Raw genomic sequence first — 19,192 nt, forward strand, 5'->3', positions numbered from 1 at the left:
ATGAGCACAGCAGCCGCTTCGGCTTCACACGCAAACCGGCTAACCCACTGGTAGCACAGGCAAAGAGATTCACCCGACAGATATGGACGCACGCAGTTACGAATCATCCTCCGCAAAACCTTCCCGGCTGCACGAAGGCTTCGCCGCGCTGCCCGCGAACGCGGTGAACTGGATCGCCGTCTGGCGCCGCAATTATCTGGTGTGGCGCAAGCTCGCCGTGGCGTCGATGTTCGGCAACCTCGCCGATCCGATGATCTATCTGTTCGGCCTTGGCCTCGGACTCGGGCTGATGGTGGGACACGTCGACGGCGTGTCGTACATCGCGTTTCTCGCCGCGGGCACGGTCGCATCGAGCGTGATGATGTCGGCGAGTTTCGAGTCGATGTATTCGGGCTTTTCGCGCATGCATGTACAACGCACGTGGGAAGCGATCATGCATACGCCGCTGACGCTCGGCGATATCGTGCTGGGTGAAGTGATCTGGGCGGCCAGCAAATCCGTGCTGTCTGGCGCTGCGATCATGCTGGTGGCAGGCGTGCTCGGCTATGCGAGTTTTCCGTCGATGCTGATCGCGCTGCCCGTCATTGTGCTGACAGGCCTCGCGTTCGCGAGTCTCGCGATGATCGTGACGGCGATCGCGCCGTCGTACGATTTTTTCATGTTCTATCAGACGCTCGCGCTCACGCCGATGATGCTGCTCTCCGGCGTGTTCTTTCCGGTGGCACAGTTGCCGGCAATCGCGCGGCAGGTGACGCTGCTGTTGCCGCTTGCGCACGCGGTGGATCTGATCCGGCCGGTGATGCTCGGCCGGCCGCTGGAAGGCGTCGCGTTGCACGTCGGCGTGCTGGCGGCGTATGTGATCGTGCCGTTCATCCTGGCTTCCGTGCTGTTCCGGCGCCGCATGATGCGCTGAATCCGGACCCGATTACACCTAAGGCGCGATGAAGCGGATGGTGCCGGCGCTCAGTCTTCGTCGTCGGTCCACGGAATGTCGACGTCCGAAATAAACGCGACGGTGGCGAACGGGCCGCCGTCCTGGCGTCCGATCTTGCCGTCCGCACGCTGCCACTCGACGCGAAACACCGTGCCCGGATCGTCAGCCACGAGGCGGATCGTGCGCACTTCGTCCTGATCCGCTTCTTCAACCGGGCCGTCGAGCGAAATGAGCAGCGGTTGCGGCCACATGCCGTCGGCCGGATCGTAGATGCGATCGCCGTCGGGAATCAGCGTGAACGCTTCCACACCGATCGTCGCCGAGGCTTCGACGATCATCTTGCCGAGCGCGCGCAACAGCGCGGTCGCGCGCGCCGAGTTCGCCTGGCGGATCGCGAGGTCCCCACGCGTGAGCGCCTGTTCAAGTTTCGGATTCGTTTTCTGTTGCGCCATTCTGTTTCCTGGATTCAATCGTTCTTTTCGCACGGACAGCCGCGTCGCGGCAGCTGGCAGCGGGTGCATGCAATCGCGGGCTGAATCGTACCATCCCGACGCGCCAGCAGGCAGGTGCACCCGGCTTGCGTCATGCGTGCCGCGCCCGCGCCTTAACCGGTTATGTCGGTCCGCTGTCCCATCCGGATCCCTCAGCCCAGTTCCCCAGTTTAGGTCGCGTTTGCCGATTGAACACGGCAATTCGTCACCGATCGCGCGGCAACGCACCAATCGGGTCAGGCACCTTCAGACGCGACGCGGCGGCCGAAAGCAGAACAGCCCCGGCTGAAAAACCGGGGCTGTTCACTGTGCATTGCACGAAAAGCGCGGAAAACCGTCGAAAGCCGGTGAGATTACGGCGCCGGATTCGGTTGCCGCTCGTGAAGCGCCTCGATTTCGGCCAGCACTTCCGGCGACAGCGTCACTTCCACGCTCGCGATGTTTTCCTTCAACTGGTCAAGCGACGTCGCACCGACCAGATTGCTCGTGAGAAACGGACGGCTGTTCACGAACGCGAGCGCGAGCTGGGCCGGCGAAAGCCCATGACGCTTCGCGAGTTCGACATAGCGCGTCGTCGCCTCGACCGATTGCGGCTTGCTGTAGCGCTGGAAACGCTCGAACAGCGTGATGCGCGCACCAGCCGGACGCGCCCCGCCTTCGTACTTGCCCGACAGCCAGCCGAAAGCGAGCGGCGAATAGGCGAGCAGACCCACGTTCTCGCGATGGCTGAACTCCGACAGGCCGAGTTCGAACGTACGGTTCAGCAAGCTGTACGGATTCTGGATGCTGACGATGCGCGGCAGGCCGAGCTTTTCCGACGCGCGCAGAAACTGCGCGACGCCCCACGGCGTCTCGTTCGACACGCCGATGTGGCGCACCTTGCCTTCCTTCACGAATTCCGCGAGCACCGACAGCGTTTCCTCGATCGGCACCGTGTAGGCGTCGTCGATCCATGGGTACGCCGTGCGGCCGAACGTCATCGTGCTGCGGTCGGGCCAGTGCAGTTGATACAGGTCGACGTAATCCGTCTGCAGGCGCTTGAGGCTGTCGTTCAGCGCTTCGGTCAGGTTCTTGCGGTCGAACTGGTTGCCTTCGCCGCGAATGTGCCGCGGGTTGTGCGGCTGGCGGGCCGGGCCGGCGATCTTGGTGGCGAGCACGATCTTCTCGCGCGCGCTCTGGTGCTGCGCGATCCACGTGCCGATATGGCGTTCGGTCGACCCTTGCGTCTCGGGGCGCGGCGGCACCGGATACATTTCCGCCGCATCGATCAGATTGACGCCGTGGTCGAGCGCGTAGTCGATCTGCGCATGCGCTTCGCTTTCGGTGTTCTGCTCGCCCCACGTCATCGTGCCGAGGCCGATGACGCTGACCTTTACGTCCGTTGCGCCGAGTCTGCGGTATTCCATCGAACTGTTCCTTGTGCTGTATGTGAACGGAGAAACGTCGAAGTTACCACGCCGGCGCGCCACGCGCTGGGCCGCTAGAATGACGCTCTCGCGCAGCGCACGCGGATGCGCCACCGACACAGTTCGCGCTGCAATTCGTCAAGGTTTCGCCTGCTTCGCTCCGGAGTGTCATGCAGATGTCAGGTTCATCGCCCGCCGCACCGCGTTCCGGTGATTCGTCGCTGATCGTCACGCTCGTGGCCGCCGCGTTCTTCATGGAGAACCTCGATGGCACGATCATCGCCACCGCGCTGCCGCAGATGGCGCGCTCGTTCGACGTGCATCCGGTCGATCTCAGCATCGGCATCACGTCGTATCTGCTGACGCTCGCCGTGTTCATCCCGATCAGCGGCTGGGCCGCCGACCGCTTCGGCGTGCGCAATGTATTCACCGGCGCGCTCGCGGTGTTCACCGCGTCCTCGGTGCTGTGCGGCATGACGAACGGTCTCGTCGAATTCACCGCTGCGCGCGTGCTTCAGGGCATCGGCGGCGCGATGATGGTGCCGGTCGGCCGGCTCGCCGTCCTGCGCGCGACGCCCAAGGACAGCCTGATGCGTGCGATCTCGATCATCACGTGGCCGGGGCTCGTCGCGCCCGTTATCGGGCCGCCGCTGGGCGGACTGATCACCACGTATTCATCGTGGCGCTGGATTTTCTATCTGAATCTGCCGCTCGGCCTGATCGGGCTCGTGCTCGCGTGGCGCTTCATCGGCAATGAACGCGACGTGCAAAAACGTCCATTCGACGCCATGGGGTTCGTGCTGTCGGGGCTCGCCTGCACGGCGCTGATGTACGCGATGGAACTGACCGGACGCGCCGACGCGCCCTGGAAGCAGACGTTCGTGTGTCTCGGCATGAGCGTCATGGCCGGCACGGCTGCGCTGTTTCATCTGCGACGGACGGCGCATCCCGTCGTCGATCTGTCCGCACTCAGGATCAAGACGTTTGCGGTCGCGCTGGGCGGCGGGTCGCTCTTTCGCATCTCGATCAGCGCGGTTCCTTTCCTGTTGCCGCTGATGTTCCAGATCGGCTTCGGCATGAACGCGTTTCAGTCCGGGCTGCTGACGCTCGCGGTATTCGCCGGCAATCTCGCGATGAAACTTGTGACGACGCCCGTCATGCGGCGTTACGGCTTCCGCTCGGTGCTGCTCGTGAACGGCGTGTTCGCGGCGCTGACGCTCGCGGCGATGAGTCTGCTGACGCCTGCGACTCCCGCATTCTGGATCGTCACGGTTCTGTTCATCAGCGGACTCGCGCGTTCACTGCAGTTCACCGCGATCAACACGCTCATGTTCGCGGACGTCCCCAAGCCGCAAATGAGCGGCGCGTCCACGCTTTCGAGCACGTTGGGGCAGATGACAGTGGGCATGGGCGTCGCATTCGGCGCGATCGCGTTGCGGATGGCGGCCTGGTTTCACGGCCACGGCGGCCAGACCGTCACAACCGCCGATTTCAACCTCGCGTTCCTGATTGTGGCCACCCTCGGATGCGCGGCCATCGCGGACGTAGTCGGCCTCGACCGGCGCGCGGGTGCGCACGTGAGCGGACATGGGCGCAGCGGCGCATGATGCAGCGTGACGACCCGTGTTGACCCGTGTTGACCGGCGAGGGTGGTGAAAAACGGTCAGGCACACCGATTGCTACGTAATTGCTGGTTAAAGTCGCCACCGTCCAGCGCAAGGCCATCGTCATGAACCCAGATCCCGCACCCGCTTCCGACGAACCCGGAGACGCCGCCGTCACGGCCGATCCTGTCGGCTCCGCGGAGCGCAAAAAAGGCACGCGCCTGTCGGCGTCGCTCACATTGGGATTCGCACGGCTCTTTGGTCTTGAGCCATTCCTGACCGATATCGTCACGCCCGATCCGGCAGACTCGCCTGATCAAACCATCCGCTTCGATCTGGAAAGGTAGTCCGCGCGGAATGGCGATCTGCACGCCGGGCAACCCCGATGCTCACCGGGAGACCTTGCAACGGGATTGAAAAAACCTCGCGACGCTCTCCAGTTCGCATTGTCGCGGCATTATGCAGAGGACATTTTTCGATGAACAAGATCAGGCAGAAAAAGCGAGCTCCTGCGTTACTGGCAGTCACCGCGTTGTCCGTATGGACGCTATCGACTGGCGTAGCCCTAGCCGATGACACGCCTAGCCCATGCGCCGCGCTAAAACGAATCGTGGCGGCAGCGCCGGACGGATTCACCTCGCTCAAGGCGAGCGACGGCAAAAGCGTGGCCCAGGTCTACGGTGACGATGCACGATGCAACACCGAAGGCGCGAGTTATCAATGCATCTGGACACCACACAGCGCAGTTGGCCCCACCGCGGATGCGCTGCAGGCTCTCGCAGCGGATATTGCTTCGTGTCTCCCGGAAGCGACGCACGATCAAAACTCCCCCGCTCGCCAGCATTTCTATTTGGGTGAGCGCGCCAACCGCACGCAAATCACCGCAACCACCGCTGGCACCGGCAAGCTTAAGCTCGTGGTATCGGCAAAGTGACAGCCATATGCGGGAAAGCCACTGTCCCCACGGAACGTAACGATCACTGACTCATCGTCACGCCCGGCATCGGTTGATGCTCATGTGCACGAGTGCGGCAACGGCTCGGCAATGCGCTCCGTCGGCCTGTTGATCAATGACCGCGTAAGCATCACGTGCTGATTCGCGAATGCGCGCGCAGTCACATCCTTCTGCGCGCGACGTATCTGTTCTGTCGTGACTCCCGGTTCGCGTGCGAGAAACGCTAACTGTTCGCGCATCGCACTGGGGTCATGCGCCGGCACGTACCAGATGCTGCCTGCGCCAGAATATTCCTCGAGACCGCCTGTTGCCGTAGCAACGACAGGCTCGCCCGCCGCGACGGCTTCAAGGATGACGGTTACGCCCGAGACATGATGGTTGGGATGCAACGCAAACTCGAGGACGACGCATTGTCACTACGATCGACGCAAGGTCAAGGCCGCCAATGCGATGGAGTAGATTGCGAAACTGGATTGAACAAGACAGAAAAGCGGACGAAAAACGGCAGCGGGGGCAAAGCGAAGGAGTAACGCGAACAGCCGGACATGCAAAAGCGGGACGCCCTTGTGGGGCGTCCCGCCTGCGATCAATCAATGACCGAAGAAAACCGAGCGGGGGCCGGTTTGTTCCGCGCGGTTGCCGGATTGCGACGACGACGCGTTGACACCGCCGTAGGCGCTGTTCGAAGCCTGAGCGGCCTGCTCGGCAGCGACGGTTTGCGAATTCTGGCCTTGCTGCGAAGCCGGTGCGCCGATGGTCGGGTTGTAATGCGGTGCCGGGCCGTAGCCGCTTGCGAAGGCGGGAGCGGCGATCGAGGCAGAAGCGGCGATCAGGACGGCGGCGATAAGCTTGCTCTTCATGATGACTCTCCAATAAACGTTGATTTTCGGTACGAGGCCGTTGCGGAAGGGTTTTTGTTTTCGCCTGTCGCAACGTCGATGGAGGCAGTGTATACCCCTACTATCGAAAATTTATGCCGATAATTCGAATTTACTATTCTGCAAAAAGGAACAATGGGTCGCAGCCTTGAAGGACAAGGGCTTCGGACATTTCGACCCCGGTTCCGGGCGGTTTCGGCGTGTTTAAACCCGTGCCGGCGGCAGGGAGAAGCCGCGTCGCCGGCTTGCGGTAAAATCCCGGTTTGATTCCCCGCCGTCTGGCCGCTCCCATGTCTTTGTCCCAATCCCCGAGTCCCCGTCGCGTATCGGTTGCGCCGATGATGGACTGGACCGATCGTCATTGCCGCTCGTTTCATCGCATCCTGTCGCGCCATACGTGGCTCTATACGGAGATGGTGACGACAGGCGCGCTGATTCATGGCGACGTCGCGCGTCACCTCGCGTTCACTTCCGACGAAGCGCCCGTTGCGTTGCAGCTGGGCGGCAGCGAGCCGGCCGATCTCGCGCGTGCGGCGAAGCTCGGCGAGCAGTGGGGCTATGACGAGATCAATCTGAATTGCGGTTGCCCGTCGGAGCGCGTGCAGCGTGGCGCGTTCGGCGCGTGTCTGATGAACGAGCCGCAACTGGTCGCCGACGGCGTGAAGGCCATGCGCGATGTGGTTTCGGTGCCGGTGACGGTGAAGCATCGCATCGGCGTCGATGCGATGGAGGAATATGGATTCGTGCGCGACTTCGTCGGCACGATTGCCGACGCCGGTTGCGATGTGTTCATCGTGCATGCGCGCAACGCGATCCTCAAAGGCTTGAGCCCGAAAGAGAATCGCGAGATCCCGCCGCTCAAATACGACTACGCATATCAGTTGAAGCGCGATTTTCCGCAGCTCGAAATCATCATCAATGGCGGCGTGAAAACACTGGATGAGGTCGAAACCCATCTGCAACACGTCGATGGGGTGATGCTCGGACGCGAGGCTTATCACAACCCGTATGTGCTCGCCGATGTCGACGCGCGTTTCTACGGTTCGTCAGAACCCGCATTGAGCCGCGAAGCCGCCGAAGCGAAACTCATCGAGTATTGCGCGGCCGAACTTGCGCGCGGCACGTTCCTCGGCGGTATTACGCGTCATGCGCTTGGACTGTATCGCGGTGTCGCGGGTGCGCGAGGATGGCGCCGCGTGTTGTCGGATAACAGGAAGCTGGCGTCCGGCGATCTCGCGATCTTTGATGAAGCACGCACGCATCTGCGTGAGCCTGCCGAAATGTTTGAATAAAGGACTAGGCAAACCGCATTCGTGTTTGTATAATCTCGCTTCTTGATCGGCAAGCCAGTTCATGGTGAGCCAGAAAGCAGTTCAAAGCTGTTTCAGTGGTGGCTGTAGCTCAGTTGGTAGAGTCCAGGATTGTGATTCCTGTTGTCGTGGGTTCGAGCCCCATCAGCCACCCCAGCAAAATCAAGCACTTAGCCCAGTCAGCGCGACTGGGCTTTTTGCTTTCTGGAGTCCGTGTAACCACTGTGTAACCGGATTTCGTCAATCGCGAGACAAGCTACGATGCCGTTCTTCCACATCTCCAGCCATCAATTCAAGGTCGGTGACGTGGTGCAGCGCGGTCGATGGGGTAATGCCCTTCGGACTTATCAATTCGACGCGGGCTCACCTGACGGCGCATACAAGGGCTGGCGGCTCGCCAGTGAACTGCTGCTCGAACAAGTAAGGCGCGACATTGCCCCGCATCTGCCAAGCCGCTGGGACTGCACCTTCGCGATTGCAGACCGCGCCCAGGCCATCGCCCAGATGCCGTTGTGGACGTCCTGCCCGAAGTTGTACGAAGTCCAACTGGTCATCCCAGGCGCAGCGACGCACGTGGCGGACTGGCATCTGCTCTCTGGTCCGATTCGCTTCAATCCTAGTGCTCCGTTCGTGGCATTGAACGAACAGCTTGCAAAGGAATACTGGACACCAGTAGCCGCGCTCCAGATGCCGGAGATGTTGTGCGCATCAGACTTGCGAGTGACCGCGATTCTCTAGCAGCGCCTGTAACGTCGGACAGGTCATCGCGGCTGCATGACTCTTCTCTAACGTCGGAGAGGTCGCAGGGGCTATGCGACAGCAAATGAGATGGGAGATTGCGCTCGTAGCGTCAAGTCCTCATTTGCTGTCGGCGTCACTTCGGCGGCGCCTCAATCAGGCTTCTGGCTCGCGCAAGCGATTCTTTACCTGCAGATGTCACCATCGCATCGGGAAGGTTCCGCAGCGCGTATAAGTAGACATACATGCACCGGCACTCGTCCTCCTCAAGCGGCCCGGTGATTTCGTCGGTGTAACCGTCGCCGGCTGTCATGAAGCCTTTTTCCTCGGCCCAGTTTCCGCGCACCGCATAAACGCGACCGTTACGCGCCTCGTGTTCAGGTATCCAGCAGCCCGACGTTCCGCCCCGCCAGCTCCATTCTGCAGCGATTGCCCCGCCCGTCGTGGCGGCTGCATTTCGCTCGTTGGCCAATTGCTGAAAAGGCGTGGGTGCCCCGGTCGCAATCGCGCTTCGTCGCGGTGAGGCATCCGACAGGGACTTGGGCGATTGCGCATCGTGGTCGTAGCGAGCAGTCGACTGCACCTGCTTTGCTCCGAACAGCTTTCGAAAGAGATTCATATCTGTCGTCAGTCGTCCAAGCCCGGGATAATCGCCTTGTATGCGCAGAAGCAACGCTTGCCATTGCAGTCCTGCAGCGGAAGCACAGGAGCGTCGTTGATTGGATACGATTTCGTCAGCTTCTTGACCTTCGCACAGGCGCCCGTGTCTTTGACAAAGGTTACCCGCACGGCCTCGATGCCGATGCCCTTCATGCGAATCAGTGCGTGCCGATTCCTCGCCAGGTTGGCACTGTTCGTACATGCTGCCTGAATAAACGCTGCAGGGTCCGCGCTGGGCGGGCTGGCGGAAACAAGGCAGTCTGCCAGAGAGATTCGCGCCGCCTCGGCTTCGGGACGCCCTTTTTTCCCTAGAAGTAAGTGCGCGTTGACCGGCGTGAATGGCGGGCTGTTTGCTTGAATGGCACTCATCATCGCGGGGATTAACTCGGGCTTGAATAGACCTGACGCGGTGAGTTGCGATTCAATTAGCGCGAATGCCTCCGCCTGCATCTGGCGTTCAGATTCGACGCGCGCGGAACTAGGTTTCACGGTCATCGCCTCCGCGTGAGGGTCGAGGCGAGGCATCGGCACATCGGCCAATGCAGAGGGCTTCCGCCCGAACAGTTTCCCGAAGATACCCATCCCCCGCGCCCCCGTCCTAAGTGTTTTCGGGAGCTTACCATTGCGACGCGCCGCCACCGCGGCAGAAGTCGTTCATGGGGTTGTTTCGAAAACGGTCGAAACCGTGGCAACCATCTGGCAACCACCGCCGCGGCAACCATCGTTTCCGTGGATACCGGCGTGGATACCGCTTCGTGGTTACCAGCCAATCCTCCAATAACCAGCCCGCTAACCCGCCGGCGCCAACCGGCACAAAGCGTGGAAACTCACTGGAAACAGCCTCAGTGGAAACCACCTCGAACCGTGGTAACCATCTTGGTAACCTTGCTGTGGAAACCATCGGTTTCCCTGCGAACCAGAGTGCGAACCTCGGCGGCGCGCACACCTGTTTTGCTGTTACACAGGCTGTTACCGGCGCCCCAAATCACAAAGTAGGCTATTCGAAAGTTTTGCCGTAATGTTGCGCGAACCGTTCGGATTTATCTGCGAACTTATTTGCGCGAATATCGTTCCGAAACGCGAGACCACATCCGCCCATTCCCCTTGCGGTTCATGGCTCCAAGCCAATCTGACCGTTTCGAAACTGCGCGGGAAAGTGCGTCGAAATTGCGGAGTTATTTCGGCTCTATCGACACGTTCGGCATTTAGTTTCCGTTGATATTTTTCGAACATCTAGCCGGAATCCATCAACGCGCCATCAACCTGGCCCTCGCCCCGGAGACTTACGGCACCGCTCGCGGAGAGGAGCCCATGCGTTGATGGGCATGGGATTGCTCGAAACTGGGGGCGCGATTTCGTAAGTCTTGGGTAGAGCTAAATCTGTGGATTTATCTGCGAGGAAATTCGTTCAGAAACGCCGCACTGAATCTGCCGCTTCGCCTTGTTACGAAAGGCTTTCTCAGTTTCGAAACCTGCGAACAAATGCGCGGAAAAATTCGGCGTTATCTGCCCTCGAAGTCATCTTCGATAGAATCTGGAGAGCGGATAAAAACGAAGAGAGAGGACCAGATGAATCGTTTGTGGATTGGGGCACTGCTGGCGGCGCCAACGCTGTCGTTCGCCCAAGGGATGCCAGAGAACTGCCGTGCGCCGATGGCAAACTTCATGGAGCTGTCAGCTATACCGCAACTGCTCCACCTCCCTTCGGACGGCCCGAAAATAATGGGAATTGTCCCGGCCGGCAATTCCCACGCACGCGAAGTCGGCAATGGTCGCTATCGAATCGATTGCACGATTTCGGTTTCTTGGGACGACGGCCACGTCGACAAAAACTATCATTTCAGCGCATGGGAGAATCCAGACGGCGGCTATGGCGGTAGTTATGCCCCTGCTCAAGCAGTCTCCGCGAACTCGTCCGAGAGCGAGCGGCCCGTTAGTCCGCTGACCGTTGAACAGCGAGTCGCTGCTGCCGTGACGGCTCATGGCAGTGACAGCATGATATGCAATCCATCGCGGGACAGATACGCGTGCGGTACACCGGTGGTGGACATCGGGAAACTGGCCGCCGTCTTGTTATCAACAGCGGGCACCCAGGCAGCGTGGACAAACAGCGGCGGTCTACCTGTGAAATGGACCAAGCAGTACGGCAATTCGAAACGCGATGGTGTCCTCGTCTTCGGAAACGGCGCGACTGGCGATATTCATATCGCTTCTGAGGCCGATGGACTAACGCAGGTCGGCATCAGCATGAATGATTGTTCTTCCACCCAGTCGAGTGTATGCACGGACGACATTCGGCAGTCACTTCAGCGCGCAGGCGTTGCCATACAGCGGGTATGTTATGGCGACTCGAGGCCGGAATATCAGGTATCGGGGCCGCGCGGGGTGCCCGCCGTGATTACTTGGCGCGCTCCCGGGACTGATATGGTGAGGATGCGCGCCGCCACGGCTTATATGGAGATTTTTCCCGGCATGACGACGGAACAAGATACTACCGCCGTCGGAGGATGCAAGGAAGACATGGCTATGTGAAGCCAGCGCCTCGCACGCGCGTACTGGTCGCACAATTCGGCTCGGCTACGGGCGCCTTTAGGGACTCAAAATACCTCCTTCGCGCCGCCCGCGCAATCCGGGTCCAGCGTCAGGTCGATTTACTTTGACCGCAATGTGAGCCGATTTCCCTGAAAGAACCGCCTAGCAAGGGTTTTAGGGAAATGAGCAGTCGGAATCCGTCAAAGCTGGGTCAAGGTAAATCCCGTCACGACCTAGTCTTGGTCGCGCGCTCACACTCCTCGCTCAGTATCTCGAATAGCACCGGGAGGAACGTCGGCTCGATAATTCGCCACGCAGAGCCTAGTCGCATCACTGCTCCGCGCTCGGTCAGTCGCGCTTCGTTGCGGCGTAACCATTTGCCCATTTCGGCGGGGCCGGTCAGGCGCGGACTGCCGAAGCGCCAGATGGACCGCGCACGTGCGTTCTCATGCAGCCACGTTTCGAGCGGCACGAGGCGTTCGACTTCGACCACCTCGGATTCAGTGCAGGTCACGGTTACCTCCTTGCGTTCCCCCGCTGACGATGCGGAACTGAGGCGGTTTGCGTTCATGGTCGTGGCAGCAGTCGCCGGCCGTCGCTCGGCGGGGCTCTCCGCTGGCCCGGTCGATGAAGCTCACTGCGTTCCAGCAACCATCAGCCTCATCGAACGAGGTGCAGTTAGCGCAGCACTTTCCTGGTCGTCCGTTCATGGTTGCTTCACAGGTCATCATTCATGCTGTCCAAGCCGCCGCCGTACATCTGGCACGCCTGCTCTGTGTCGTTCGCCGGTTGGCGGGTTGCCTGCACCGCAGCGCGCCGCCGCTTCACGTCGCAGGCAGACAGCACCGCGTGCGCCACCAGGTCGAGAGCAGGTTTCGCTTCGCCGTTCCTGTCCGTCCACACCTTCGGCGTGAGCGTGCCCACCAGCGCCACGCTGTCCCCGTCGCCGAGCGCCAGCAACGCCGCTTTCGCCTCGTCATCGAACGCAATCGCGTTCACGAAAAGCGATTCACCGTCGCTCATGGCGGCGCGCACCTTGGCGGTCACAAACGTCTTGCCGCTCTGTCCTGTCCGGCTGCTCGCCGCGCCGTATAGCTTCCCGCTCACCAGTCCGTCAATCATGTTTCACCTCGATTTCGTTGTCCGCTTCAATTTGCTCATGGGCATTGCTGGCGGTTGTTGATTCGTCAGCATCGCCATTGCTCGGCGTGGTCAACTTGCTCATGTTGCTCAACTTGCTCACGTTTTCAGCGTTGGACAACTTGAGCAAGTTGGACGACTTCGGCAGGCTCCAATACCACTTGCCACCGTCACCACGGCGCTTTTTCACGCCCAGCTTGTCGGATGCGCGGCGCAGGGTCGCCCACGAGATACCGGCCTCTTTCGCTTCGCGTTCAACCTCTTTGCTCGGCACCACGTCATCGCCCAGGACTTGCGTGAGGAAGTCGGCAGCAGCATCCTGCGCGCTTTCGGCTTCGCTGTTTTCCTCGTTCGGGTCGGTCAGCAACTCGCGCGCGGAACCCGCAACCGATGCACCCCATGCCACGTAGGATGCGTAGATACCGGGTACCGGCTCGGATTGCTCCAAGTGATACTCGAACCCGCCTTCGTCCGGGCCGATGTTGGACTTGCTGCGCGCCAAGATGCGGCGGTCTTCACCGTCGTCACCGTTCACCTTGGCAGCGACCAGCACCACGCGAGCAACCGCCGTGAAGGCAACCGAACCGACTACGCGCTGCGTCGGGTCGCCTCCTTGGCCGCCCTTGCTGAAGTGCGTGATGCCCACAAGTGCGGCGTTCATGTTGGCGGCAAGGTCAACCAGCGGTTGCAGCGCGCGGCGCGTCTCCGTGTTCTTGTGGCTGTCGCCAGTGACGGCGGTCACCACCGGGTCAACGATAATTAGACGGACGTTGCCAATGCGCTGGCATTGCTCCTGAAGTGCCAGCATGTCGCGGCTTGGGTCGAATGAGTGCAGTTCGCCCTTCACGCGCGCACCGGTCACGAAAAACACCCGGCCAGCGTTAGCACCAGCAGCCAGCAGGCGCGGCAGAAGGGTATCGGCGGGGTCATCCTCGCCGGACCAGATGAGCACGCTACCGGGCACGCAGCGCGAACCGTCCGGCCAGCGTCCACCACTCGTCACGGTTGCGGCGAAGGCGAGTGCAATCGTAGTTTTGCCCTGACCCGGTGCACCGGCCAGGATGTGCAGCTTACCCAACGCCAGCCAGCCATGCCAGAGCCAGCTAATCGGCTCCGGTTTCAGGTCGGCACCGTTCACGAGAACGACGCCATCGCTCACCGGCTCGGGCTTGGTGACGCGCTTCGCATTGGCCAGCACGCCACGCATGATTTCAGTCGGTGCGTTCATGCAGTCTCCGTCAGTGCGTCGTTCAGGTCATTTTGCGGCTGCTGCGTCACGAACACTTCACGGTCAGCATCTGCCCACCTTTGCGCACACTCGTCGGCAGCAGCGATGCCCGCCGCGTCGTTATCGGCACCGATGACCAGCGATTCGACACCCGCCAGCACCGGTAACGCTTTCAGGTTGCCCGCATCGATGAGCGCCCAGACCGGCACGTAACCCCATGCGAGCGAGAGTGCGGTCTCGATGCCTTCGGCCATGCCCAACCCGGTGGTCACTGCTTCGTCCGGCCACAAGCGAATCACGCCGCCCTGCTTGCGATGACAACCCAGCAGCAAGCGCGGCGGGTCAACGTCCGCTTTGCGGCCATCGGCGCGAATCCAGGTGCGATGCAGGCTCATTGGCTCGCCGGTCATCACATCAGTTATGAGCGCCACCAGTGCGGGGCCAACATACCCGCTCGGATGCTTCAGCGATGCGTGATAGCGAAGGTCACCATCAACGGGCGGGATGCGGCAGTGACGCGCCGCCAGATAGTCGAGCGCCTCGCCGGAAAGCCGCTTGCTGGCGGCCCACAGGTTGCGGCCATAATCAGACAGCGTGTCGTGTTTTGCGGTCGGCGCAGCAGCCTTGATACGCGGCTTGCTCGGCGTCGTGAGATGCGCGCCACGCTCCGGGTGGTAGCTCTCCGTGAAGGCGCACCGGAAGCAATGCGCTACGCCTGCACCGTCCGCCTCGATGGTCAGGCCCAGCGTCTTGTCACGCGGACCGCGACTGCAGGCTGGGCAGCTCAGGCGGTGACTGCCGATGTCGTAGGCGTCGAAATTAACCATGAGCGCCCCCGAACATGTCGCCTTGGCGCGGGTCAATCCGGCGCATTTTATTCAGCTTCGCGGCAGTCGCCTTGGCTTTATCCGCCCCCTTGCGGCGCTTGCTGGCGGCAGTCTTCACGTCGTCAATCCATGCGCGCGCGCCAGCGACAAACGCCGCCTCGCGTGCTTGGGCAGTCAGCCAGTAGACCGAAACCCACGTAATGCGGCCGTCGTTCGTGCCGGCGGCAATATCGCGACGCTCGATGGTCCAGCCGTACTTCGCTTCGAGGTAGTAAATGAAGGCGGCGGCGCGGGTCGTGGACTGCTCGAAGACTGCTTCCATACCCGTGACAGCCTGACCTTCCAGCAGTGCGGCCAGGACGCTCGCGGTCACGGTATTCTTGCGCGTGGGCAGCGTGCCTGCGGTATGATTGCCGTGTCCCTCGGCGCTCGTTGACTTCGGTTGGCGGGCGTTTTCTTTTTCCATCGCCTTAGCCCTCCGCCAGCTTATCGAGGGCATCCGCCGGCCACAGCAACCGGCCGTTCGGCAACTTGACCGGACGCAGCGTGAAGTACGCGCCGGTCTGGCAAAACCGTTTCCTGATGGACTGAGGACGGATGCTGAGGAGCGCGGCCAGCTCCTCGGTCGTGATGGGACGGTGAGTCTCAATCGCCGCAAGTTGCTGCACAGTCATGTGATGCACTCCAAGGTTGCGCGACTCAACGCGAATCGCTTGGAGTGCAATTTGCCGACTACCTCTGCGCCTTATGATTCCCATCGGGAATGGGAAACCGGTCGGGAACCCCACCGGGAATAGCGGGCACTAATCGGGAATCTGCTTGGACTTCAGGATGTCCGCCATGCCGTTCTGAAACGTCTTCAAGGTTGAGGTAACTCGCTTGCCGTCAGCTTTAACCCACGTGAACTCATCATCTTTGTTATCGGGAACGAATGCCGCTTCGGCATCGTTGGTTTTGAACCACTTGAGCGCGACCTTGTGGCCCGGATATATTCCTCCGTGCGCCGCCATCAGTTTGTCCAGTTGTTTCTCTACGGCAATCCGCCAACCGATAACGGACTTAGTGCCCGGAGCGTCGTCCGCGTCATCCGTAGATGCTCGCGTGATAAAGCTGCCGGGTCCGAGAGCAGCAGACGGAGCAGCATGTGTCAGAGCTCGCAGTTCATCGGGCATATCCCACTTCATCGTGTTTAGCGCCCATTCCGCGAACGTCGCCAGGTACACCTCACCATCTTTTTCGCCGGTCACTGTCGACAACGTGCCGCCGGTTCCCGTATGGCTCTGCGCAATTTCGAGTCTGTCCGATATTTCGCCGCGGACTTCCTTGCTGGCGGAAAATTGCGGCAACAATGCAGCCGCGAGGACTGAGCCCAAATCACGCTGGACCTCCTTTGGGTCAGTGTCGCAAGACAGGCATACAGCTTCCCGCAGCGTGACCTTATGTTTGCGGCACCACAGATTCCAGTTCGGGTTATGGGGATTGCCAGCCACAACCGGTTTATCCTCATGGGGAACCGCCGTTGCGGGCTGCACAATCTCAGTCTGAGCACCAGCGATTTTCCAAGCGATACAGCATTGGTCGAGATACGCCTTTGCATCGGCGATACGGAGACAACCGACGGGAAGTCCTGCGTTATCGTAGAGGTCCGTTGTTTCAATACCGCCCGCCTTCACAAACGACAGGCCGTTGTCACGGACCCATTGCACAATCTGCTGTTTGTGCGCTACCGACACTTCGCACCAGCGAGCCTGCGCCTTCGCCATCTCATCGCTCGCGCGAAAATCCCCATCTAGCGACCACGCGGGCCTATTCTCTGCCGCGTCGAGTTTCCCGCACCATTCATCAAATTGAGCATGCGAGCATCGCTCAGGCGGATTTCCGCATATCGAACGGACGAGCCGCCAGTCGTCGCCCGTCAGCGGCTCACGTCTGGATTGCGTTTCCTTCTGCGTCTGCTTGACAACTGTCACTTTGAAAACGGTGGTCAGGCGCTCATCGTTTGGGATGGCGACTAAGGAAAAAGCAATGTCGTTTGCCAACTGTTCAGCGGAAATCAGCGGAGCACTTGGAATCACTACTACGCCCGAACCCAAGGCGGCTCGCATCGCCGCCCGGCTCTTGCTGACAGCATCCTCCTCGACGCTTCTCAACCAGGCAGTATCGATGCCCCGGCCTTGGCACCACCTGATGAAGTCGAGCGGACGAACACGCGCAGGCGGATTGGCCTGGCTGCGCCAGATACCCAGCACGCTCTCTGCTGCGCGGAAGGCGGGGAAATCTGCCGATTTCCAGCAGGCGTCCAGGCCCTTCACGCGCGTGGTGGGAATCTCCGTGCACAGATGCCCGCCAACGATGGGAGCTTGCAGACCAGCAACGAGCATTGCAGCGGCTTCGGGCGTCCAGGTGTCGTACTGCAGATACCTGGTTAGCGTCGTCTGCTTCAGCGCCTCGTCGCTGAAGCCGGGGCCAGCGAATAGCGGAGCAGGCTGGCGGCGCGCCCAGTAGGCGGCCTGCTCGTGTATCAATTCTGCCGTGGCGGGCGGCATATAAGACTCGGGATGCGCCTCATAGCGAAGCCGGCCGGCAGTTACGTCAATCCGCGACATTGCCAGCGTGTCGTACAGGAGCAGGTCGCCGTCGAAAACCGCGCTCAGTAGCTGGCGGTCGTAGCGCACCATCACGAGGTCACGCAACCGGGACACTGGGTTATCTGGCTCGGCAGTATCGTGGGCTGCCATGAGCTGAGCCCGAGCATCGTCCGGGTCCGTGTCTTTCGGCACCATGCCCCACGCGATGTTGATGGACAGGATTTCGTACGAAACGTAGTGACGAGTAGCGTCGTAACTGTCTTTCAAACTTTCGTCTTCGAGCAGCTTCTGGAAGGAAAGAGGCACCTTGTTCGATGCTGCCCACGCGTCCAACTCAGCCACGTTGAACATTGCGCCATTCGCATATTCGATTACCGCCCGATGGCGATTTTTGTATTTCTCAGCCGCATCCATCTACGCCCTTCATGCGCAACCTTCGATTAGGTGCCCCTGCCAGGCCGTGAAGGTCCGGCTTTTCGCTCCGTCGAGCTAGGCAGGGGCAAAACGGTTCAACTTGCTCATACTTCCCACGTTGAGCAACATGAGCAACATGAGCAAGTTGCGAGCGCAACGCGGTTATGCCGCCTCGGCTTCGCACATCAGAGCAACTGACTGCTGTAACTGGAACGCAAGGTCATTTACCACGCCCAACGTACGCTCTACGAGGCCGCTATCAGCCGTCGATTCCATGATAACGGCAGTCAGCACGGCCACATCTTCCGCCGTTGCCATAGAGAACTCACGCACGTCCCGAAGGTCCCTGAACACACGCGCACCGCCTCGGTTTGTCGTGATTCGCAATTCTGCCTGCAATTGCGAGCTTTCAAAGTGTCGTGAGTCATTATGCATAGTTGCTCTCCTCGGTCATCGTATCAGCGTGTGTCGTCAGTTCCGATACGTGTTCGAACAGGTCGATTGCGCACGCGCGAATTTTCGGGAGCCAGCCGTTTAGCTCTTCTGCGGTCATCGTTGCCGGGATGCTGATATTGGCTAAGTGGATGCCGTTGAGCGAACCGACCGATGTAGTGAGATTGGCCGCCGCCACTTCATCTGACGCACTCAGCATTTCGGCGCGCGCGTTGGCGTGTGCCTCGACCAGGCGGGTCATTGCCACGTCGATGGTCGAGAAGAATCGTTCGCGGCTCCCCGAACCATCAATCTGAATCGCACAGTTGTACGGTGACACCAAGGCATAGCCAACAGAAAGGGCCGATTTGCTCATTGCGTCACCTCCGCTTGCGCGCGGTCCGAGGAAACGACAACACGGCAATAACGCATTTCGTCCAGGTCGAGCCGTTCGGCTACCACGTCGCCAAATGCTATCGCCTCGGCGTGGGTGGGAAAGGTGCCGTACTCGTTGCCGTTCGCGTCTCTAACCGCCCAATGCACCAACTGGTCAGTCATATAGGCGAAGGTCTCAGGCGGCACAATCATCTCAACCCGGTAAATCGCTGCAATGTCACACCGGCGCACCTTCAAGGGAGATGGCGGGTTATAGGCAGAAAGCGTCACCGTACGGGCCGAGCATGCCTGTACCGTTCGAAGTTGCCATTTTCCGTCGCCAAGCTGCACCAGCACCTCCTCATCCAATTCGTCGGAGATGTCACGGCATTCCTCGAGCAACGCAAACTCGCCCTGCCTGATACGCGGGTGCATCGAATTGTCTGGCATCTGATAGACGCGAATGGAACGCGGCGGCGCAATGGCGTGCTGTTCGGTTTGGGTGGCCCGCATCTCCGCTTCGGCGATGGCTGCGGCTTCTTGTGGGTTGCTCGACAGTTGGTTCACGGTCTACCTCTTGCATTGAGATGAACCGCCGACCGCCGGGAATGGCGGGGTGGGCGGGCACATCGACAGGGTTTGAGAGACCGGAACCAATGGCAACCGGCGTGCGCGAACGC

23 protein-coding genes and 1 tRNA gene are annotated in these 19,192 nt (G+C 60.6%); 8 read left to right on the forward strand and 16 right to left on the reverse strand.

Annotated features, from left to right (window positions below; all coding sequences use genetic code 11):
* Window positions 1-82: 82 nt before the first annotated feature.
* Entirely contained in the window at window positions 83-913 is an 831-nt protein-coding gene (locus LPA37_RS05880) for an ABC transporter permease (RefSeq protein ID WP_228974551.1), read from the forward strand.
* 50 nt (window positions 914-963) lie between these two features.
* On the opposite strand, the gene LPA37_RS05885 is transcribed toward LPA37_RS05880, so the two are convergent.
* The gene (locus LPA37_RS05885) at window positions 964-1,386 is read right to left on the reverse strand and encodes a hypothetical protein (RefSeq protein ID WP_228974552.1); all 423 of its coding nucleotides are present in this window, start codon (window positions 1,384-1,386) and stop codon (window positions 964-966) included.
* 392 nt (window positions 1,387-1,778) lie between these two features.
* Complete coding sequence (locus tag LPA37_RS05890; protein WP_228974554.1) at window positions 1,779-2,831, reverse strand: NADP(H)-dependent aldo-keto reductase; 1,053 nt, start codon at window positions 2,829-2,831, stop codon at window positions 1,779-1,781.
* Between the two features lie 176 nt (window positions 2,832-3,007).
* Between LPA37_RS05890 and LPA37_RS05895 the strand changes: the two genes are divergently transcribed.
* The 3 genes from LPA37_RS05895 (at window position 3,008) to LPA37_RS05905 (ending at window position 5,369) form a co-directional block, all read left to right on the forward strand.
* On the forward strand, window positions 3,008-4,438 hold the full coding sequence (locus tag LPA37_RS05895; RefSeq protein WP_228974556.1) for an MFS transporter: 1,431 nt from the start codon (window positions 3,008-3,010) through the stop codon (window positions 4,436-4,438).
* A gap of 122 nt (window positions 4,439-4,560) precedes the next feature.
* The gene (locus LPA37_RS05900; protein ID WP_229012034.1) at window positions 4,561-4,782 is read left to right on the forward strand and encodes a hypothetical protein; all 222 of its coding nucleotides are present in this window, start codon (window positions 4,561-4,563) and stop codon (window positions 4,780-4,782) included.
* A 131-nt stretch (window positions 4,783-4,913) separates the two neighbouring features.
* Window positions 4,914-5,369, forward strand: coding sequence for a hypothetical protein (locus tag LPA37_RS05905; RefSeq protein ID WP_228974559.1), 456 nt, complete (start codon window positions 4,914-4,916; stop codon window positions 5,367-5,369).
* Between the two features lie 80 nt (window positions 5,370-5,449).
* Here the strand turns inward: LPA37_RS05905 and LPA37_RS27860 are convergent, their stop codons facing one another.
* Window positions 5,450-5,779: a glycosyltransferase gene (locus LPA37_RS27860; protein WP_407672487.1), complete on the reverse strand. Its 330-nt coding sequence runs from the start codon at window positions 5,777-5,779 to the stop codon at window positions 5,450-5,452.
* A 201-nt stretch (window positions 5,780-5,980) separates the two neighbouring features.
* Complete coding sequence (locus LPA37_RS05910) at window positions 5,981-6,250, reverse strand: hypothetical protein (protein ID WP_090533340.1); 270 nt, start codon at window positions 6,248-6,250, stop codon at window positions 5,981-5,983.
* A gap of 308 nt (window positions 6,251-6,558) precedes the next feature.
* Between LPA37_RS05910 and dusA the strand changes: the two genes are divergently transcribed.
* The 3 genes from dusA (at window position 6,559) to LPA37_RS05925 (ending at window position 8,316) form a co-directional block, all read left to right on the forward strand.
* The gene (dusA, locus tag LPA37_RS05915; RefSeq protein ID WP_228974560.1) at window positions 6,559-7,560 is read left to right on the forward strand and encodes a tRNA dihydrouridine(20/20a) synthase DusA; all 1,002 of its coding nucleotides are present in this window, start codon (window positions 6,559-6,561) and stop codon (window positions 7,558-7,560) included.
* 98 nt (window positions 7,561-7,658) lie between these two features.
* A tRNA-His gene (locus LPA37_RS05920) sits at window positions 7,659-7,734 on the forward strand.
* A gap of 105 nt (window positions 7,735-7,839) precedes the next feature.
* The gene (locus LPA37_RS05925; protein WP_229012036.1) at window positions 7,840-8,316 is read left to right on the forward strand and encodes a hypothetical protein; all 477 of its coding nucleotides are present in this window, start codon (window positions 7,840-7,842) and stop codon (window positions 8,314-8,316) included.
* A gap of 136 nt (window positions 8,317-8,452) precedes the next feature.
* On the opposite strand, the gene LPA37_RS05930 is transcribed toward LPA37_RS05925, so the two are convergent.
* Together LPA37_RS05930 and LPA37_RS05935 are read right to left on the reverse strand one after the other, a co-directional pair.
* On the reverse strand, window positions 8,453-8,935 hold the full coding sequence (locus LPA37_RS05930; protein WP_229012038.1) for a hypothetical protein: 483 nt from the start codon (window positions 8,933-8,935) through the stop codon (window positions 8,453-8,455).
* Between the two features lie 8 nt (window positions 8,936-8,943).
* Entirely contained in the window at window positions 8,944-9,558 is a 615-nt protein-coding gene (locus LPA37_RS05935; RefSeq protein WP_229012039.1) for a hypothetical protein, read from the reverse strand.
* A gap of 987 nt (window positions 9,559-10,545) precedes the next feature.
* Here LPA37_RS05935 and LPA37_RS05940 point away from each other — a divergent pair.
* Entirely contained in the window at window positions 10,546-11,508 is a 963-nt protein-coding gene (locus LPA37_RS05940) for a hypothetical protein (protein WP_229012041.1), read from the forward strand.
* A gap of 226 nt (window positions 11,509-11,734) precedes the next feature.
* Here LPA37_RS05940 and LPA37_RS05945 read toward each other — a convergent pair whose 3' ends face one another.
* The 10 genes from LPA37_RS05945 to LPA37_RS05990 all read right to left on the reverse strand — a co-directional run bounded on the left by LPA37_RS05945 (window position 11,735) and on the right by LPA37_RS05990 (window position 19,079).
* Window positions 11,735-12,022, reverse strand: a complete 288-nt coding sequence (locus tag LPA37_RS05945) for a hypothetical protein (protein ID WP_229012043.1) — start codon at window positions 12,020-12,022, stop codon at window positions 11,735-11,737.
* 203 nt (window positions 12,023-12,225) lie between these two features.
* A complete protein-coding gene (locus tag LPA37_RS05950; protein WP_229012045.1) occupies window positions 12,226-12,630 on the reverse strand; it encodes a single-stranded DNA-binding protein in 405 nt (134 codons plus the stop codon).
* Window positions 12,623-13,876: an AAA family ATPase gene (locus LPA37_RS05955; RefSeq protein ID WP_229012047.1), complete on the reverse strand. Its 1,254-nt coding sequence runs from the start codon at window positions 13,874-13,876 to the stop codon at window positions 12,623-12,625. The genes LPA37_RS05950 and LPA37_RS05955 overlap by 8 nt, the downstream gene beginning before the upstream one ends.
* Window positions 13,873-14,739, reverse strand: coding sequence for a DUF7146 domain-containing protein (locus tag LPA37_RS05960; RefSeq protein ID WP_229012049.1), 867 nt, complete (start codon window positions 14,737-14,739; stop codon window positions 13,873-13,875). The genes LPA37_RS05955 and LPA37_RS05960 overlap by 4 nt, the downstream gene beginning before the upstream one ends.
* Window positions 14,696-15,169, reverse strand: a complete 474-nt coding sequence (locus tag LPA37_RS05965) for a helix-turn-helix domain-containing protein (RefSeq protein ID WP_229012051.1) — start codon at window positions 15,167-15,169, stop codon at window positions 14,696-14,698. Before LPA37_RS05965 ends, LPA37_RS05960 begins: the two co-directional genes overlap by 44 nt.
* Window positions 15,170-15,173: 4 nt before the next feature.
* Window positions 15,174-15,377 (reverse strand): DNA-binding protein, encoded by a 204-nt coding sequence (locus tag LPA37_RS05970; RefSeq protein ID WP_229012054.1) that lies wholly within the window; start codon window positions 15,375-15,377, stop codon window positions 15,174-15,176.
* 129 nt (window positions 15,378-15,506) lie between these two features.
* Window positions 15,507-17,705 carry a hypothetical protein gene (locus tag LPA37_RS05975; protein ID WP_229012056.1) on the reverse strand — a complete coding sequence of 733 codons (2,199 nt, stop codon included), beginning with the start codon at window positions 17,703-17,705 and terminating at the stop codon, window positions 15,507-15,509.
* Between the two features lie 162 nt (window positions 17,706-17,867).
* Window positions 17,868-18,140, reverse strand: a complete 273-nt coding sequence (locus LPA37_RS05980) for a hypothetical protein (protein ID WP_229012058.1) — start codon at window positions 18,138-18,140, stop codon at window positions 17,868-17,870.
* Window positions 18,133-18,513 (reverse strand): hypothetical protein, encoded by a 381-nt coding sequence (locus LPA37_RS05985; protein WP_229012060.1) that lies wholly within the window; start codon window positions 18,511-18,513, stop codon window positions 18,133-18,135. Before LPA37_RS05985 ends, LPA37_RS05980 begins: the two co-directional genes overlap by 8 nt.
* The gene (locus LPA37_RS05990; RefSeq protein WP_229012062.1) at window positions 18,510-19,079 is read right to left on the reverse strand and encodes a hypothetical protein; all 570 of its coding nucleotides are present in this window, start codon (window positions 19,077-19,079) and stop codon (window positions 18,510-18,512) included. Before LPA37_RS05990 ends, LPA37_RS05985 begins: the two co-directional genes overlap by 4 nt.
* Between the last annotated feature and the right edge of the window lie 113 nt (window positions 19,080-19,192).

The organism is Paraburkholderia gardini (assembly GCF_907164545.1).
Lineage (GTDB): Bacteria > Pseudomonadota > Gammaproteobacteria > Burkholderiales > Burkholderiaceae > Paraburkholderia > Paraburkholderia gardini.

Coding starts and splice junctions, on each gene's coding strand:
- LPA37_RS05880 (WP_228974551.1), top strand. CDS start 83: ATGGACGCACGCAGTTACGAATCATCCTCCGCAAAACCTTCCCGGCTG.
- LPA37_RS05885 (WP_228974552.1), bottom strand. CDS start 1,386: ATGGCGCAACAGAAAACGAATCCGAAACTTGAACAGGCGCTCACGCGT.
- LPA37_RS05890 (WP_228974554.1), bottom strand. CDS start 2,831: ATGGAATACCGCAGACTCGGCGCAACGGACGTAAAGGTCAGCGTCATC.
- LPA37_RS05895 (WP_228974556.1), top strand. CDS start 3,008: ATGTCAGGTTCATCGCCCGCCGCACCGCGTTCCGGTGATTCGTCGCTG.
- LPA37_RS05900 (WP_229012034.1), top strand. CDS start 4,561: ATGAACCCAGATCCCGCACCCGCTTCCGACGAACCCGGAGACGCCGCC.
- LPA37_RS05905 (WP_228974559.1), top strand. CDS start 4,914: ATGAACAAGATCAGGCAGAAAAAGCGAGCTCCTGCGTTACTGGCAGTC.
- LPA37_RS05910 (WP_090533340.1), bottom strand. CDS start 6,250: ATGAAGAGCAAGCTTATCGCCGCCGTCCTGATCGCCGCTTCTGCCTCG.
- dusA (WP_228974560.1), top strand. CDS start 6,559: ATGTCTTTGTCCCAATCCCCGAGTCCCCGTCGCGTATCGGTTGCGCCG.
- LPA37_RS05925 (WP_229012036.1), top strand. CDS start 7,840: ATGCCGTTCTTCCACATCTCCAGCCATCAATTCAAGGTCGGTGACGTG.
- LPA37_RS05930 (WP_229012038.1), bottom strand. CDS start 8,935: ATGAATCTCTTTCGAAAGCTGTTCGGAGCAAAGCAGGTGCAGTCGACT.
- LPA37_RS05935 (WP_229012039.1), bottom strand. CDS start 9,558: ATGGGTATCTTCGGGAAACTGTTCGGGCGGAAGCCCTCTGCATTGGCC.
- LPA37_RS05940 (WP_229012041.1), top strand. CDS start 10,546: ATGAATCGTTTGTGGATTGGGGCACTGCTGGCGGCGCCAACGCTGTCG.
- LPA37_RS05950 (WP_229012045.1), bottom strand. CDS start 12,630: ATGATTGACGGACTGGTGAGCGGGAAGCTATACGGCGCGGCGAGCAGC.
- LPA37_RS05955 (WP_229012047.1), bottom strand. CDS start 13,876: ATGAACGCACCGACTGAAATCATGCGTGGCGTGCTGGCCAATGCGAAG.
- LPA37_RS05965 (WP_229012051.1), bottom strand. CDS start 15,169: ATGGAAAAAGAAAACGCCCGCCAACCGAAGTCAACGAGCGCCGAGGGA.
- LPA37_RS05970 (WP_229012054.1), bottom strand. CDS start 15,377: ATGACTGTGCAGCAACTTGCGGCGATTGAGACTCACCGTCCCATCACG.
- LPA37_RS05975 (WP_229012056.1), bottom strand. CDS start 17,705: ATGGATGCGGCTGAGAAATACAAAAATCGCCATCGGGCGGTAATCGAA.
- LPA37_RS05980 (WP_229012058.1), bottom strand. CDS start 18,140: ATGCATAATGACTCACGACACTTTGAAAGCTCGCAATTGCAGGCAGAA.
- LPA37_RS05985 (WP_229012060.1), bottom strand. CDS start 18,513: ATGAGCAAATCGGCCCTTTCTGTTGGCTATGCCTTGGTGTCACCGTAC.